At 72.7% G+C, this 13,743-nt stretch carries 11 protein-coding genes; 8 read left to right on the plus strand and 3 right to left on the minus strand.

Annotation, left to right across the window (positions count from 1 at the left end; all coding sequences use genetic code 11):
* The first annotated feature begins 84 nt into the window (after positions 1-84).
* The gene (locus tag ACF08F_RS08925; RefSeq protein ID WP_392297837.1) at positions 85-1,170 is read left to right on the plus strand and encodes a DMT family transporter; all 1,086 of its coding nucleotides are present in this window, start codon (positions 85-87) and stop codon (positions 1,168-1,170) included.
* Here ACF08F_RS08925 and ACF08F_RS08930 read toward each other — a convergent pair.
* Entirely contained in the window at positions 1,101-3,221 is a 2,121-nt protein-coding gene (locus ACF08F_RS08930; protein ID WP_392297838.1) for a PBS lyase, read from the minus strand. The two genes, ACF08F_RS08925 and ACF08F_RS08930, sit on opposite strands and share 70 nt — an antisense overlap.
* Positions 3,222-3,303: 82 nt before the next feature.
* Between ACF08F_RS08930 and ACF08F_RS08935 the strand changes: the two genes are divergently transcribed.
* The 3 genes from ACF08F_RS08935 to ACF08F_RS08945 all read left to right on the plus strand — a co-directional run bounded on the left by ACF08F_RS08935 (position 3,304) and on the right by ACF08F_RS08945 (position 5,514).
* Entirely contained in the window at positions 3,304-3,966 is a 663-nt protein-coding gene (locus tag ACF08F_RS08935) for an alpha-ketoglutarate-dependent dioxygenase AlkB (RefSeq protein WP_392297839.1), read from the plus strand.
* Between the two features lie 107 nt (positions 3,967-4,073).
* Positions 4,074-4,841 (plus strand): NPP1 family protein, encoded by a 768-nt coding sequence (locus tag ACF08F_RS08940; RefSeq protein WP_392297840.1) that lies wholly within the window; start codon positions 4,074-4,076, stop codon positions 4,839-4,841.
* A gap of 61 nt (positions 4,842-4,902) precedes the next feature.
* The gene (locus ACF08F_RS08945) at positions 4,903-5,514 is read left to right on the plus strand and encodes a hypothetical protein (protein ID WP_392297841.1); all 612 of its coding nucleotides are present in this window, start codon (positions 4,903-4,905) and stop codon (positions 5,512-5,514) included.
* A 99-nt stretch (positions 5,515-5,613) separates the two neighbouring features.
* Here ACF08F_RS08945 and ACF08F_RS08950 read toward each other — a convergent pair whose 3' ends face one another.
* Both ACF08F_RS08950 and thpR read right to left on the minus strand, forming a co-directional pair.
* Positions 5,614-7,140 (minus strand): hypothetical protein, encoded by a 1,527-nt coding sequence (locus ACF08F_RS08950; protein WP_392297842.1) that lies wholly within the window; start codon positions 7,138-7,140, stop codon positions 5,614-5,616.
* A 125-nt stretch (positions 7,141-7,265) separates the two neighbouring features.
* Entirely contained in the window at positions 7,266-7,901 is a 636-nt protein-coding gene (thpR, locus tag ACF08F_RS08955; RefSeq protein WP_392298248.1) for an RNA 2',3'-cyclic phosphodiesterase, read from the minus strand.
* Between the two features lie 395 nt (positions 7,902-8,296).
* Between thpR and ACF08F_RS08960 the strand changes: the two genes are divergently transcribed.
* The 4 genes from ACF08F_RS08960 to ACF08F_RS08975 all read left to right on the plus strand — a co-directional run bounded on the left by ACF08F_RS08960 (position 8,297) and on the right by ACF08F_RS08975 (position 13,709).
* Positions 8,297-8,755: a hypothetical protein gene (locus ACF08F_RS08960; RefSeq protein ID WP_392297843.1), complete on the plus strand. Its 459-nt coding sequence runs from the start codon at positions 8,297-8,299 to the stop codon at positions 8,753-8,755.
* Positions 8,756-9,148: 393 nt separating this feature from the next.
* Positions 9,149-11,548 (plus strand): collagenase, encoded by a 2,400-nt coding sequence (locus tag ACF08F_RS08965; protein WP_392297844.1) that lies wholly within the window; start codon positions 9,149-9,151, stop codon positions 11,546-11,548.
* A 107-nt stretch (positions 11,549-11,655) separates the two neighbouring features.
* Positions 11,656-12,720 (plus strand): proline racemase family protein, encoded by a 1,065-nt coding sequence (locus ACF08F_RS08970; protein WP_392297845.1) that lies wholly within the window; start codon positions 11,656-11,658, stop codon positions 12,718-12,720.
* Positions 12,717-13,709, plus strand: a complete 993-nt coding sequence (locus tag ACF08F_RS08975; RefSeq protein WP_392297846.1) for an ornithine cyclodeaminase family protein — start codon at positions 12,717-12,719, stop codon at positions 13,707-13,709. The genes ACF08F_RS08970 and ACF08F_RS08975 overlap by 4 nt, the downstream gene beginning before the upstream one ends.
* Positions 13,710-13,743 lie beyond the last annotated feature (34 nt).

Raw genomic sequence — 13,743 nt, forward strand, 5'->3', positions numbered from 1 at the left:
ATCGTGTGATGGTGCTGAAGGGTGGTGGGGCGGCATCGTGGTTCTCCTCAGCTGGACGGGAGTCCTGGGAAGGGGAGACCGAGAATGACGCGAGCGATCGGTGCGGGGAGCGGAGTGCGGGCCGGGGCCCGGATGGGCGTACTCGCCCTGCTGTGGGGATCGACCTTCCTCTGGATCGAGCTGGCCCTGCGTGCCCTGTCGCCGCTCCAGGTCACCGTGGCCCGCTGCCTCCTCGGCGCGGGCACGCTGCTCGTCCTGTGCGCGGTGACCCGGAAGGGCCTCCCGCGCGGCCGTGCCGTCTGGGGCCATGTCTTCGTCGCGGCGTTCTGGTGCAACGCCCTGCCGTTCGCGCTGTTCAGCCTCGGCCAGCGGACCGTCGGCTCCGGACTGGCCGGAGTGCTGAACGCGACGACTCCGCTCTGGTCCCTGCTGCTCGGTCTCGCCCTCGGCACGGAGCGCGGGCTCCGCCCCGTCCGCGCCGGCGGCCTGCTGCTCGGCTTCGCCGGTGTCGTCGTGATCCTGGCCCCGTGGCAGGGCGCGGTGCAGGTCGGCTGGGGTGCCCTGGCCGTCGTCGCGGCGGCGGCGAGTTACGCGGTCGGCTTCGCCCACATGGGCCGCCACCTCGTGGGGCGGGGCCATGCGACGCTCTCCCTCTCCTCGGCCCAGCTCGTCGCCGCGACGGTGCTGACCGGCCTGAGCCTGCCGCTCGGCGGCCGGCCGCCGGCCCAGATCGACCCGGAGGGCCTGGTCGCGGTCGTGGTCCTGGGCGTCTTCGCCACGGGGATCACCTTCCATCTGACGTACCGGATCATCGCGGCCGAGGGCGCCACCGACGCCGCGACCGTCGGCTATCTGCTGCCCGTGGTGTCGCTGGTGCTGGGGTACGCCGTCCTGGACGAACCCTTCACCCTCCGCGCGGCTGCGGGCATGGTGATCGTGCTGGTGGGCGTGGCCATGACGCGCGTGAACACCGGGGCCGCCGGTTCCCCGCCGGCTTCCTCGGGAGCCCCGGGGGCCTCGCAGGGCTTGGCTTCCTCGGGAGCCCCGGGGGCCTCGCGGGGCTTGGCTTCCTCGGGAGCCCCGCGGGCCTTGGCGGCTTCTCAGTCGACGCCGACCTCCAGGAGCGCGCGGCCGTGCGCGAGCAGCAGTTCGTCGGCGGCGCAGCGATAGCGCATCCTGCCGGTGCCGCCCGTGTTGTCGTGGCGGCGGACGGCGGCGAGTTCGTCACGGACGACAGGGACGGCGGACCGGGCCGCCGCCCCCATCCGCGCCCACACGCCCGCTACTTCCGGCCGGTTGTCGACGTGTTCGGACCAGGCGTGCAGCAGTACGGGCAGGGACTCCTCCGCATCGCGGCCCGCCTCCCAGAGGGCCGTGGCGAGGAAGCCCGCGACCCACCCGCCGTTCTCCTCCGGGGACGCGACGAGCCGGCGGAGCTCGGGCAGCAGACCCGCCGCCCCGGTCCCCATCCGGGCGATCAGCCGAAGCGCGTCGACCCGCCCGGACCAGTGGTCGGCGGCGAGCCCGGCCGCGAGCGCGGGCAGGAGGGACTCCGGCTCCTCCCCGGCCGCGAGGAGTGCGGCGGCCGCGTGGACCCGGAGCTGCGTGTCCCCGTCCCGGGCCAGTCGGCGCAGCTCCGGCAGCGCCTCGCGGGCCGGCCCGCCGAGCTCGGCGAGTGCCCGCAGGGCGTCCCGGAGCACCGGGCCGGTCACATCACCGGGCGCACGCAGGATCAGCAGGGCGGGCCCGGCCGCCTCGGCGACACCGGTGGCGGCCGCGGCCTTCAGGAGGTGCCCCGTACGCCGGGGCTGCTTGCCGGGGGTGATCCCGGCCAGCCTCCGCAGCAGCACGGGCACGAGGGCGGCGGACGCCGTCGGGGCCGTCCTGCCGATCCAGTCGCCGAGGTCCTCCGGGACCTCCCCGAAGCGCAGCACGTCGGCGAGGGCGGGGACGGCCCGCGCGTCGCCCCGCGCGGCGAGCGCGCACACCGCGGCCCCGTAGGACGTCTCGTGCCACCGGGCCTGCGGGAGGAACTCCGGTCCCGCCGCCACACGCGCGGCCAGCGCGTCCGCCGCCGGACCCCCGATCGCGTACAGCCACTCCAGCTCCCGGGCGGCCCACCGGACGATCCGGTGGTCCGACTCCCGGAGCTGCTCGCCCAGGAGCCGCACGGACTCCTCGTGGGGGCCGCGCCATCCCGTCAGGAGCAGGCCGCCCATGTCGATCGCCTCGCGCCGCTGTCCCCAGTCGGGACTGCGCAACTGGTCCTCCAGGAGCGCGAAGCGCTCGGCGACGCGATCGTCGAGGGCGCGGTGCAGCTCCCCGAGCAGTTCCGTCGCCCAGGGGGCCTTCACGGAGCCGCGCCCGGACGCCTTGAGGCGGCGAAGGTACGAGATCATCGTCGGAGTCCCGACATCGGCGCCGGCTTCGCCCTCGACCCCCTCGGATCCCTCGTCCGCGTACTCCTCCTCCGCCTCCCGAGCCTCCCTCATCGCGTCGAGGGCGATACCGACGGCCCGCTCCGGGAGCGGACCGGATGGCGAGCACCGCGCGATCTGCACGAGGGCCGACAGCCGCAGCCCCGGGTCGTCCGGGACGTTTCCGTCGGTGAGGAGGTCGGCCAGGACGGCGCCCGAGGTGTCCGCGAACTCCTGGTGCCGGACGCCGAGTTCTCCCACGGCTGCGGCCAGGGCCCGCAGGACGCCCCCGTCCCGCTCCACCGTGAGCCGCCGCCGCAGCACGGCCAGTACCTCCTCCGGATCGCCGTGCAGCTGCACGAGCGCGCCGGGCACCGCTCGCCGCAGCCGGGCGTCGGGATCCGCGAGGGCGTCGAGGAGGACTCCGCTGCGCGCCCGGGTGTCCGACTCGGCCCGTGCGAGAAGCTCCGCCCAGGCGGCGTACTCGTCCTCGTCGTCGGACCAGAAGTCCATCTCCTCGGGGTCGCGGCCGTCGCCGTCGATGCTGCGGAGCAGCTCGACGATCTCGCCCCGCCCGGGCAGCCCTGCCGTCGCGACCAGCTCGAAGAGAAAGGGGACGCAGGCCACCGTGCTGTCGTACACGTCCCCCTGGTGATGCACCGCGCCGTACATCCCGTCGAGCGCGGCCTCCCGCTCGGCAGCGTCGGCCGAGGCGAGCCCCCGCAGGAGTTCGGGCACGTCGGCCGCGTCGCCGTACGCATGGTCCATGGACGCCCAGTCGACGTCGTCGATCCCCGTGAACATGATCACCAGTCTGGGGCACGTCACTGACAGGCACGGGCGGCATATTCGTACACGTATTCGATATCAGGTCTATGCTGGACCCATGACGGCACCACGACCCGACCTCGCCGGCCTCCCCGGCCTCCAGGGCTCCCTGTTCGACCAGGGGGCCGACAGCGGGCCCGGCCCCCTGTGCGGCGTGAGGCGGATCCCGCTCGGTGGGCGAGGCGACGCGTGGGTGGACCACCTGCCCGGCTGGTTCCATGGTGCCGACGCCCTCTTCGAGGAACTGGCCGGGTGCGTGCCGTGGCAGGCCGAGGAGCGCGAGATGTACGACAAGGTCGTCGCCGTGCCGCGCCTCCTGGCGTACTACCGTGAGGGTGCCCCGCTCCCGCATCCCGCGCTCGTGGAGGCGCGCGAAGCTCTCGACCGGCACTACGCCTCCGAGCTGGGCGAGCCGTTCGTCACCGCCGGGCTCTGCCTCTACCGCGACGGGCGTGACAGCGTCGCCTGGCACGGCGACCGCAGCGGCCGCTCGGCCACGCAGGACACGATGGTCGCCATCCTCTCCCTCGGGGATCCGCGGGACCTCGCGTTCCGGCCGCGCGGCGGCGGGCCCGTCGCGCTGCGCCTCCCGCTGGGGCACGGTGACCTCGTGGTGATGGGCGGCTCGTGTCAGCGGACCTGGGAGCACGCGGTGCCGAAGGCGACGCGCGCGGTCGGCCCGCGCATCAGCGTCCAGTTCCGTACGAGGGGTGTGGCCTGACGGCCGTCGCTCCGTTCCCGTCGCCATGATTCCCTGCTGCTTGGAATGGGCATGCCAATCGCGCCAACGCGCGCCGCGCGCCGCCCAGTCCAGGTCAGGGAGTCCGAGTGAGGATCACGCGTCACCTCGTCAAGGGAGCACTCACCCTCGGCAGTTCGCTCACGTTGCTGGTCGCCCTGGCGGGCAGCGCGCTCGCGGCCCCGCCGCCGGCCCTGCCCGCGAACGCGGACGGCCTGGAGCAGACGTTCCAGCCGGCGTACGACTACGACACGGACGGCTGCTACCCGACGCCCGCCATCGGTGCCGACGGGACGATCAACGGCGGGCTCAACCCCTCCGGCGCCCTCAACGGCCAGTGCCGCGACTCCTGGGACCTCACCAACACCAACGGATACGCACGGTCCAAGTGCAACAACGGCTGGTGTGCCGTCATCTACGGCCTGTACTTCGAGAAGGACCAGGCCGTGATCGGCAGCGGCCTCGGAGGACACCGCCACGACTGGGAGCACGTCGTGGTGTGGGTGCAGAACAACCAGGCGCAGTACGTCTCCACCTCCGCACACGGCGGCTTCTCGGTGTACGGCCGCGACCGGATCCGCTGGGACGGCACCCACCCCAAGATCGTTTACCACAAGGACGGCATCGGCACCCACTGCTTCCGCCCGGCGAACTCCAACGACGAGCCGCCCGAGAACCACCAGCACACCTGGCAGTTCCCGAGCCTGGTCGGCTGGAACGGCTACCCCGCGGGCCTGCGCGACAAGCTGTCCCAGGCGAACTTCGGCAGCGCGGTCTTCGGACTCAAGGACGGCAACTTCGCCTCCCACCTGGCGAAGGCCAAACCGTCGGGCATCCCCTTCGACCCCTACGCCTGAGAAGAGGGCCGCTCCCCGTCTCCGTGATCGCGTTGTCAGTGCCGGTCGCTAAGTTGATCACATGAGTTCATCCCTGAGCGTGTACCTGATCGACCCCGCGGCCGCGCACGCCTTCGTCGGGTCGCGTGACGACCAGTTGCTCCAGGTCATCCGCGACAGCTTCGCCGACGACCTGGCGTCCGACGACAGTTGGTTCTCCTCCCGGATCGCGGACGGTGCTCCCACCGCGTTCGAGGCGCTGCGGACGGTGGTGTACGGCGGGCCGTTCCCCGAAGGGCACCAGCACTCCTTCCAGTACGGCTACGCCTACAAGCGCCTCTGCTCGCTGACCGGCTCGTTCCTCGACAACTCCTGCTTCAGCCCGTTCCGGGGCGACTGGCTCGAAATGGTCGACGAGGGGCTCCGCGCCCTGCGGATCACCGCCGTCTCGGTGGCGGAGTTCGGCTACTCCGGCGGCTTCCCCGCAGGCCTGCCGTACTCCGACCTCCCGCGCTGCGGGGAGTGGACGCACGAGCAGTGCCTCGCGGCCCTGGCCCAGTTCGAGGAGACCAAGAAGGCGGGTCACGCGCCGCCCCTCGACTCCGAGGTCCTCGACGCCGTCATGGACGTCATGGGCTGGCTCCGCCACGTGGAGTCGCGCCCCGGGTTCGGCGTCGTGGGCTTCGTTTCCTAGGACCTGTCCGGTCGTTCAGGGTCGGCAAGGCCGTTTCGGCAACGCGGCGAGGTGCCGTGCCGGCTGCCGCGGCCCCGGCCCTGATCGACCGGACAGGTCCTAGACCGTGCGCCGCACGGTCGGCGCGTCCGGCACGCCGTCCCGTACGGCAGCCATGAGCAGCTCCGCGACCGCGGCGGTCCGGCGCTTGCGGAGGTCCAGGACGGGGGCCGGGTTCGAGAGGCCGCGGGATGCCAGCAGGTTCATCAGGGCCCAGATCACGGCCGGGTCCGTGACGAGGTGTTCCCGGCCGTCGGGGGCGATGACCGTGGCCGGTGCCGTTCCGGCGAGGAGATTGGTGCGTGCCCAGTCGATGACGTACGCGCCGCCGTTCGGGCTGACGTAGGCGACGACCTCCCTGGTGCGGTGCAGCACCGCCAGGTAGTCCATCGGCACCGTGAGCCGCCGCGCGGCGTCGAACGCCGGTGAGCCGTCCGCGGGGTGGATGCGCAGCACCGTGTCCAGGACAGGGCCGTGGTCCTGGAAGGTGTGGGTGGGGCTCATCCGCAGGAACCGCGCCCGCACCAGAACACCACCGCGGCGCGACCACCGACGGCCGACCGAGCCGAACGCCGCCCGCTCACCCGGCAGTTCACCCACGATCCACCGCGCCTCCTCGCCCGGCTCGGTCACCGGCGCCGGAGCCTCTGGACGGGCGCGGTGCCGTTCGTCCTCGGCGGCGTAACGCGCCGCCGTGGCCGCGTCCAGGGTCCGGAGGTCGAGGACGTCCCCGGTCATCTCGATGCCGCCGGCGTCCAGGGAGATCCGCATGTGCCGCAGCAGACGGCCGGGGTACCGGGTCACCTCGCTCGGACGACCGTCCAGGCCGACGATCCGGCTGGTCCGCGTCCCCGCCAGGAGGGTGCTGCGAGGCCACAGCGGGGTGACCTTCGGAGGCCTTCGCGGAGCGGCTGGAGCGGCTGGAGCGGCAGGAGCGGCAGGGTCGGCCGGCGCGGCTGGAGTGGCCGGAGCAGTCGGGTCGGCCGGGCTGGCCGGGCTGGTCGGCTCGGCCGGGCTGGTCGGGCTGGTCGGGTCGACGAGGACCGCCAGGCGGCCCGCCGTGATCGCCGACAGGCAGAGCGACGGCACCCGCCACTCATCGGTGACCTCGAACCCGTCGGCCCCGCCCGCCCCCTCCGTACCGTGGATCAGCAGCCGCATCCTGACGAGCGGCGTGAACTCGTCAGGGGTGTACGTGTCCCCGTAGAGCGTGTAGCTCGCCTCGCCCTCGGGGGCGTACCGCACGAGCGACGCCTCCAGGACGTCCGCCCGCGCCAACCGGGCGCCCGGATGACCCTGCGGGGAACGTGGCGCCCACAGCACGAACGTGGAGTCGCCGTAAGGGAAGTCCGCCGTCCGCTGCTCGTCGCGGCGGCGGGTGACGACCGGGAACTGCCTGCGCGCGTGATTGACGGCCATGAACGGGATGGGGACCGAGAGGGCGAGCCCGGCGACCAGCGGGATCCAGGCCCAGTCCTCCCCCTGACTCCAGGCGATGCAGCCCACGACGAGCCCGAACGGGCCGGGGAAGCACCACACCGTGGCGAGCAGCAGACTCCCGACCAGCACACCGGCGTAACTACGCATCGCCCTGCCCCCACCTCACGGCCGGAGGGTCCCGCAGCGCCTCACCGGGGCTCCCCTGGCGGAGAAGATAACCCGGTCGCGATCACTCCGTCCCCGCAAGTGGCCAAGCGTGCGCCGCCCCGGACTCAGGGCCCGTCGAACGTCCAGGCCTCGATGTCGCGGTAGCGGATCGGTGCCGGGCCGCGGCCGAAGTTGCTGCCGACGAGATGGAGGCGTTCCGTCCGCCACCTGCGGCCGGTGAAGCCGGCCAGCCCTCCGGCGATCTCCACCACGCTCGCCGGATCGTCGCGGCGCGCCCGGGCCAGCGTCAGGTGCGGGCGCAGCGGGCGCTCCTGGAACGCGATGCCGCACTCCCGGACCACGGTGCGCACCTCGGCGGCGAGGTCGTGCAGGCCGTCGAGGTCTCCGCCGATCCCGCTCCACAGCACCCGCTCGTCGAAGTGCCCGCCGCCGAGCAGCCCCAGTTCCAGCGGGCGACGGGCCGCCGCCAGGCGCGCGAGCGGGGGCCGGAGGAGCGGTACGGCCGCGACCGGGAGCTCCCCGAGGAACGCCAGCGTGATGTGCCAGTCCTCGATGCGGTTCCACCGCAGGCGCGGGTACGCCTCGTAGGCGGGCCCCAGCGCGTGGGCCAGCTCGTCCTTCGCCTCGTCCGGCGGCGCGAGGGCGATGAACACGCGCACCGTCCCGGCGGGATCGGGCTCGGGCTCGGGGGCGAGCTCGGGGTCGGGCTCGGACCTGAGGTCGAGCTCGGGCTCGCACATTCGGTCGGGATCGGTGGCGGCCTCGGTCCCACCCGCTGGCTCAGTCATCTTCCGTTCCCTGCTCTTGTGCCTTGTGCCTGTTCGTGGCGGGTCCCGACCCTGCGTCGCCCCCTCGTCGCACGAGGCTATGCGGTCTCTGGGGTGCGAGTGACGCCGGGGGTGTGCGGGGGTTCGTGTTCCGTTCGAGACGGTCGTCGCCCGATGACGTCGGCATCGTTCTTTCATCCTAATGTTCAACAATATTGCAGGAGTTGGGTTCCGGGGTGACCATGTGAGCCCTAGGGTTCGTGCATCGCGTTCGAGTGGTCGGGGGGACACATGTCGACGGGGGCAGCACGGCGACGACGCGCGGACGGCGTCGCGTCGCGTGGGGGACAGCCGCGGGAGCCGCCGCCATGGTGGCGGTGACCGCATGCTCGACGAGCGGGGCGGAGGCCCCGGTCCGGCCGGGTGCGACGAAGAGCCCGAGCGCCGCGGGAAGCGGGACAGGCGAGGCGGCGGGACCACCCGCGAAGCCCTCGTCGACCGTCACGGCCGCGCGGGACGACCCGTACACGTTCCCCGAGAAGGCACTGCCCTCCTCCCCGGCCGACGCCCTCGCCTTCGTCCGCTCGGTCACGATCACGGCGGACGGCTTCGGGGCCGGCTTCCGCAAGGCCGAACCGTACGAGGGCCACCCCGCACGCCGGTCCGTCCTCGGCCAGGACTGCCGGTGGCGCCGCGAGCCGCTGCCCCCAGGCGTACGGGCCGGCCTGACCCGGGAGTTCGTGAAGCCGGGCGCGGGCGGCCCTTCGGGCGGCCGGCGCTACTTTCGCAACACGCCCTGGGTGCCGAAGGCGGCCGTGACGAGCTGAAGGGCGCCCTGCTGGCCCGTCCCTGGCAGGGCGTCACACGACGGATGGCCTACGACTCGGCCGCCACCCAGCTGTACGACTCCGACGGCGACGGAGGCCATTTCCTCTACCGGATCCAGCGGGGCGCGGCCCGCTACCTGGCCCGGCTCGACGACATCGGATGAGTGTTCCGCAGGCGAGTGGTGCCGGTATCGGGGGGATTGCACCGGTGTAGCCGAGGGGCTCGGGAGTCTCCGGGGAACTGTTGCCGTCGGAGGGGTTGTCAGTGCAATTTCACATTACTATGTTACAGCGCACACGGGGTGATGAACCGCCGTCATACACCGTGCGAACCAGAGCCGTTCTCGTTTGCCGATCCCCGCACTCACACCCCCCTCACCAGCAGGAGTTCCGTTGTCCCTCCACAGACGTGTGCGCTCGTCCCTGCTCACCTCCGCGGTCGCCGTGACCCTCCTGGCCTCCGCCGGCCAGTCCGCCGTCTCCGCGGCGGACACGGAGAAGCTGCCCGCACCGGCCTCCCCGGTGGCCGGTCCGGCGGCGCCGCAGGACAAGCCCGCGGCCAACCCCTTCGACGAGGTCGAGCACCTCGCCACCGCTCCCGGCAAGACCTTCGGCCCCGCGCCCGCCCCCGGCGGTCTCGCCGCCGGCCGCGTCGCCGGAAAGGCCAAGGCCACCGGCACCGCCGAGGCCACCACCAGGTCGAAGGCCAAGGCCACCGACTCCGCCGCCCGGACGACCGCCGCGGCCGCCGGCACCACGGCCGCGGGCGTGCCCTGCACGCTCGACGGGATCACCCGCCTCTCCCCCGAGCAGTTCGCCGACTTCCTCGCCGACCCCGCGGTCACCTCCGACGGCTGTCTCGGCAAGCTCATCTGGACATGGGACGCCCGGCTCGTCCCCGTGATGTCCGACGCCCACGTGCAGGCCGTCGCGCGCCGCATATCGAGCCTGGCCGCCTCCCACGACGGCAAGAACTCCTCGCACCTGGAGGAGATGTTCACGTACCTGCACGCCGTCGTGTACCACGACTTCTCGCGCGGCGAGATCGACACCACCGACACGCCCACGGTGAACGCGATCACCCAGGCCGTCACCGCCTTCGGCAACGCCCCGCGCACCTTCGACGTCACGAAGACCAACGCGACCACCCTGCGCGAGGCCCTCTACGCCGCGAGCGGCCCCGGCCTGCGCCAGCACCAGCTCGGTCTGGTCAAGCGGGTCCTGGCCACCATGGACCCGTCCCACACCGCCACCAACCAGGACCCGGCCTGGGCGGGTGCCGCGCTCGCCGCGCTCTCCGTCAACTACCTCGGCGTCTACCCGGGCAACCAGGACGCGGGCTTCCACGCCGCCGCGGCCGCCGACCCCTCGTACCGCGCCGTCTTCAAGGCCTTCGCGTCCTACGGGCACCTGAAGGGCACCGCCAACGCCTGGGTGGCCCGTGACGCCCTCAGCGAATACGGCCGCTTCGGCCAGATCGCGGTCCTGAAGACGGAGACCGTCGCCGGACTCGGCGAGACCTTCGGCACGGTCGTCAACACCTTCGGCAGCGGCAGCCCGCAGTGGGCGAAGGTCGTCTCGTGGCTCAACTTCTACGAGGCCTGCAAGCCGTACGGCGTGTGCAAGGAGGACATCGAGAAGCAGATCTTCCCGTACACGTACACCTACGACAACGGCGGCATCAAGGTCCGCACCGGACTCGACCGCGCCACCGTCGACCAGCTCTACTACGCCAGCAAGCTCGTCAAGGCGCAGTTCCACCGTGTCGTCGGCAGCGAGCAGCCGGTCGCCGGCGACACCAACACCACCCTGAACATCGTCCTCTACGCCTCCCGCGCGGACTACGAGAACTACCACCCCGTCCTGACCGGGATGGACACCAACAACGGCGGCATCTACATCGAGCGCGGCGCCACCTTCTACACCTACCAGCGGCGCGTCCCGCAGGACTCCTCCCTGACCCTCGAGGAGCTCTTCCGCCACGAGTACGTCCACTACCTCAACGGCCGCTACGCCGTCCACGGCTCCTTCGGCGAGGGCCCGTGGTACCAGAACGACCGCACCACCTTCATGGACGAGGGCACGGCCGAGTTCTTCGACGGAGCCACCCGCGACAACGGCATCGCCGTCCGCAAGTCCCTCGTCAAGAGCGTCATCGGCGACACCGCCAACGGCGGCCCCCGCATGACCGTGAGCCAGATCCTCAACGCCACCTACGCCGGCGACGGCTTCCGCTTCTACAGCTACGCCGGCACCTTCTTCGAGTACCTCTGGACCGAGCGGCCCGGCTTCCTGCGCGAGATGTACCGGCACCTGCGGGCCAACGACGTCCAGGCGTACGACTCGTGGCGCAACCGGATGGGCTCCGACGCCAACATCCAGCGCGAGTACAACCTCTTCCTCGACAAGCAGATCGCCAAGGTCGACGAGCTGTTCGTCCCGAACACCACCTACACGCCCAACGACCAGCTCCGCGACTCCGCGCTCGCGAACGTGAGGTCCACGTTCGCCGCCGCCACCTACAACACCCCCGACTGCGTCGAGAACGGCGACCCGGGCAAGCGCCGGTTCACCTGTACCGGACGGATCACCGCCAACCTGTCCAACTGGGCCAGCGAGGACCAGAACTTCAAGGACATGTCCGAGACGGTCGACTACTTCATCCTCGACCGCGCGGGCGCCGCGTCCAACAACCTCGCCGACATGAACTGCTCCTTCGGACCGATCGACATCTGGTCCTCCAGGGTCGCGGGCACGTCGAGCTTCAGCTGTGAGGGCCCCCTGCGCAGCTGACCCCCGTCGTCCGGGCCGGCCTCACTCACGGGGGAGGGGCCGGCCCGGCTGCCGTTTCCGCACCACCCGCACGTTCCCCCGAACCCGTTTCCCGGAGGCCGTACCTCGTGAGCACCACCCCGCACTCCGTGCGCACCACCGACTACCACGCCGCAGGCGAACCGTTCAGGATCGTCGACCAGGACCTCCCGCCGATCCCCGGCGACACCGTCGCCGAACGGCGCGCCACCGTGATCGGCGCCGGAGGCACGGCCACGGACCCGCGTCCGGGCCCCCTCGACGACGTGCGCCGTCTCCTCGTCCGTGAGCCCCGCGGACACGCGGGCATGTACGGCGGGTTCGTCGTCCCGGCCGACGACGACGGCGCCCACTTCGGCGTGCTGTTCTGGCACAAGGACGGCTACTCCACGGCATGCGGCCACGGCACCATGGCGCTCGGCGCGTGGGCCGTCGACTCCGGCCGCGTCCCGGCGCCCGACGACGGCGACGTCGCCGTCCGGATCGACGTACCCTCGGGCCGCGTCACCGCGACCGTGCACCGCACGGCCGGCCGCACCACCGGCGTCACCTTCCGCAACATCCCGACCTTCGTCACCGCGCGGAAGGTCCCCGTCACGACCTCCTTCGGCACCGTCGAGGTCGACCTCGCCCACTCCGGCGCCTGTTACGCCTCCGTCGCGGCCGGCGACCTCGGCCTCGACACCGCCAAGGCGTCCCTGCCCGCGCTCGTCCGCGCCGGCCAGGAGATCCGCGGCGCGCTCGCCGACCACCCGGCCACCCGGCACGCGGGCGACCCACGCCTCTCCGGCGTGTACGGCGTCATCCTGTACGAGGACCTGCCCGAGGACCGGTCCGAGAACCGGCCCGACGCGGACGCCGACTCCGGCATCACCAACGGCCCGCGCCAGCGCAACGTCACCGTCTTCGCCGACGGCCAGATCGACCGCTCCCCCTGCGGCTCCGGCACCTCGGCCCGGCTCGTCCTCCTCGCCGCCGACGGACGCCTCGCGCCCGGCGACACCCTGACGCACGAATCCGTGGCGGGCACCGTGTTCACCGGCCGCCTGCTCCCCGGGGGAGTCACCGAGGTCACCGGAAGCGCCCACCGCACCGGCACCCACACCTTCCTCCTCGAACCGGACGACGACCTGGGGACGGGGTTCCTGCTGTGACCCAGCCGACCCCCTCGACCCACCCGACTGATGCGACACACACGACCCATCCGCCGCACCTGACCCAGATCGACGCCGCGACCACGGCCCGCCTGATGGGCCCGGCCGCGGCGGTCGACGTCCTGGCCGAGGTCCTGCGCGCCGGGCTCGACCCCGAGGAAGGACCGGCCCGCATCTCCGTCCGCGTCCCCGCCGGCGAACTCCTCCTCATGCCCGCCGCCTTCGGCCGCTACGCCGGAGTGAAGATCGCCGGCGTGGCCCCCGGCAACGCCGCCGCCGGCCTGCCCCGCATCACGGGCTCCTACCTGCTCCTCGACGGCGCGAACCTGCGCCCGCTCGCCCTCCTCGACGGCGCCGCCCTCACCGAACTGCGCACCCCGGCGGTCTCCGCCCTCGCCGTACGCCACCTGACACCCACCGGCAGGCCGCTGCGCCTCGTGCTCTTCGGGACCGGACCCCAGGCGTACGGGCACCTGGAAGCCGTCCTCGCCGTACGCCACGTCGCCGAGGCGATCGTCGTCGGGCGCAACCAGATCGGCGCGCGCGCCCTCGCCGGGTACGCCCGCACGCTCGGCGTCCTCGCCCGCACCGGTACGCCCGACGACGTGGCCGAGGCCGACCTCGTCGTCTGCTGCACCACCGCCCGCACGCCCCTCTTCGACGGCGCCCTCGTCGCCCCCGGCGCCACCGTCGTCGCCGTCGGCTCGCACGAACCGGACGCCCGTGAGGTCGACAGCGCGCTCGTGGCCAGGTCCGAGGTGTACGTCGAGGCGCGGAGCGCCGCCCTGCGCGAGGCCGGCGACCTGCTCGTCCCCACGGCCGAAGGGGTGATCGAGGAGGACCACGTCCGCGCCGGCATCGCCGACCTGGTGACGGGCCGCCGCACCCCCACCACCGAACGCCCGCGGTTCTTCAAGAGCGTCGGCATGGCCTGGGAGGACCTCGCCGTGGCCGGCGCCCTGTACGAGGCGGCGCTCGCCGCGCCCTGACGACGGGCACGTCACACCGGAGCGCCCCGGCCCC

Source organism: Streptomyces sp. NPDC015130, from assembly GCF_043080005.1.
GTDB lineage: Bacteria > Actinomycetota > Actinomycetes > Streptomycetales > Streptomycetaceae > Streptomyces.

What these genes read in the sequence shown, in the direction of transcription:
- ACF08F_RS08960 (WP_392297843.1), top strand. Translation starts at nt 8,297, where the DNA reads ATGGTGGCGGTGACCGCATGCTCGACGAGCGGGGCGGAGGCCCCGGTC.
- ACF08F_RS08945 (WP_392297841.1), top strand. Translation starts at nt 4,903, where the DNA reads ATGAGTTCATCCCTGAGCGTGTACCTGATCGACCCCGCGGCCGCGCAC.
- ACF08F_RS08935 (WP_392297839.1), top strand. Translation starts at nt 3,304, where the DNA reads ATGACGGCACCACGACCCGACCTCGCCGGCCTCCCCGGCCTCCAGGGC.
- ACF08F_RS08925 (WP_392297837.1), top strand. Translation starts at nt 85, where the DNA reads ATGACGCGAGCGATCGGTGCGGGGAGCGGAGTGCGGGCCGGGGCCCGG.
- ACF08F_RS08950 (WP_392297842.1), bottom strand. Translation starts at nt 7,140, where the DNA reads ATGCGTAGTTACGCCGGTGTGCTGGTCGGGAGTCTGCTGCTCGCCACG.
- ACF08F_RS08930 (WP_392297838.1), bottom strand. Translation starts at nt 3,221, where the DNA reads ATGTTCACGGGGATCGACGACGTCGACTGGGCGTCCATGGACCATGCG.
- thpR (WP_392298248.1), bottom strand. Translation starts at nt 7,901, where the DNA reads ATGTGCGAGCCCGAGCTCGACCTCAGGTCCGAGCCCGACCCCGAGCTC.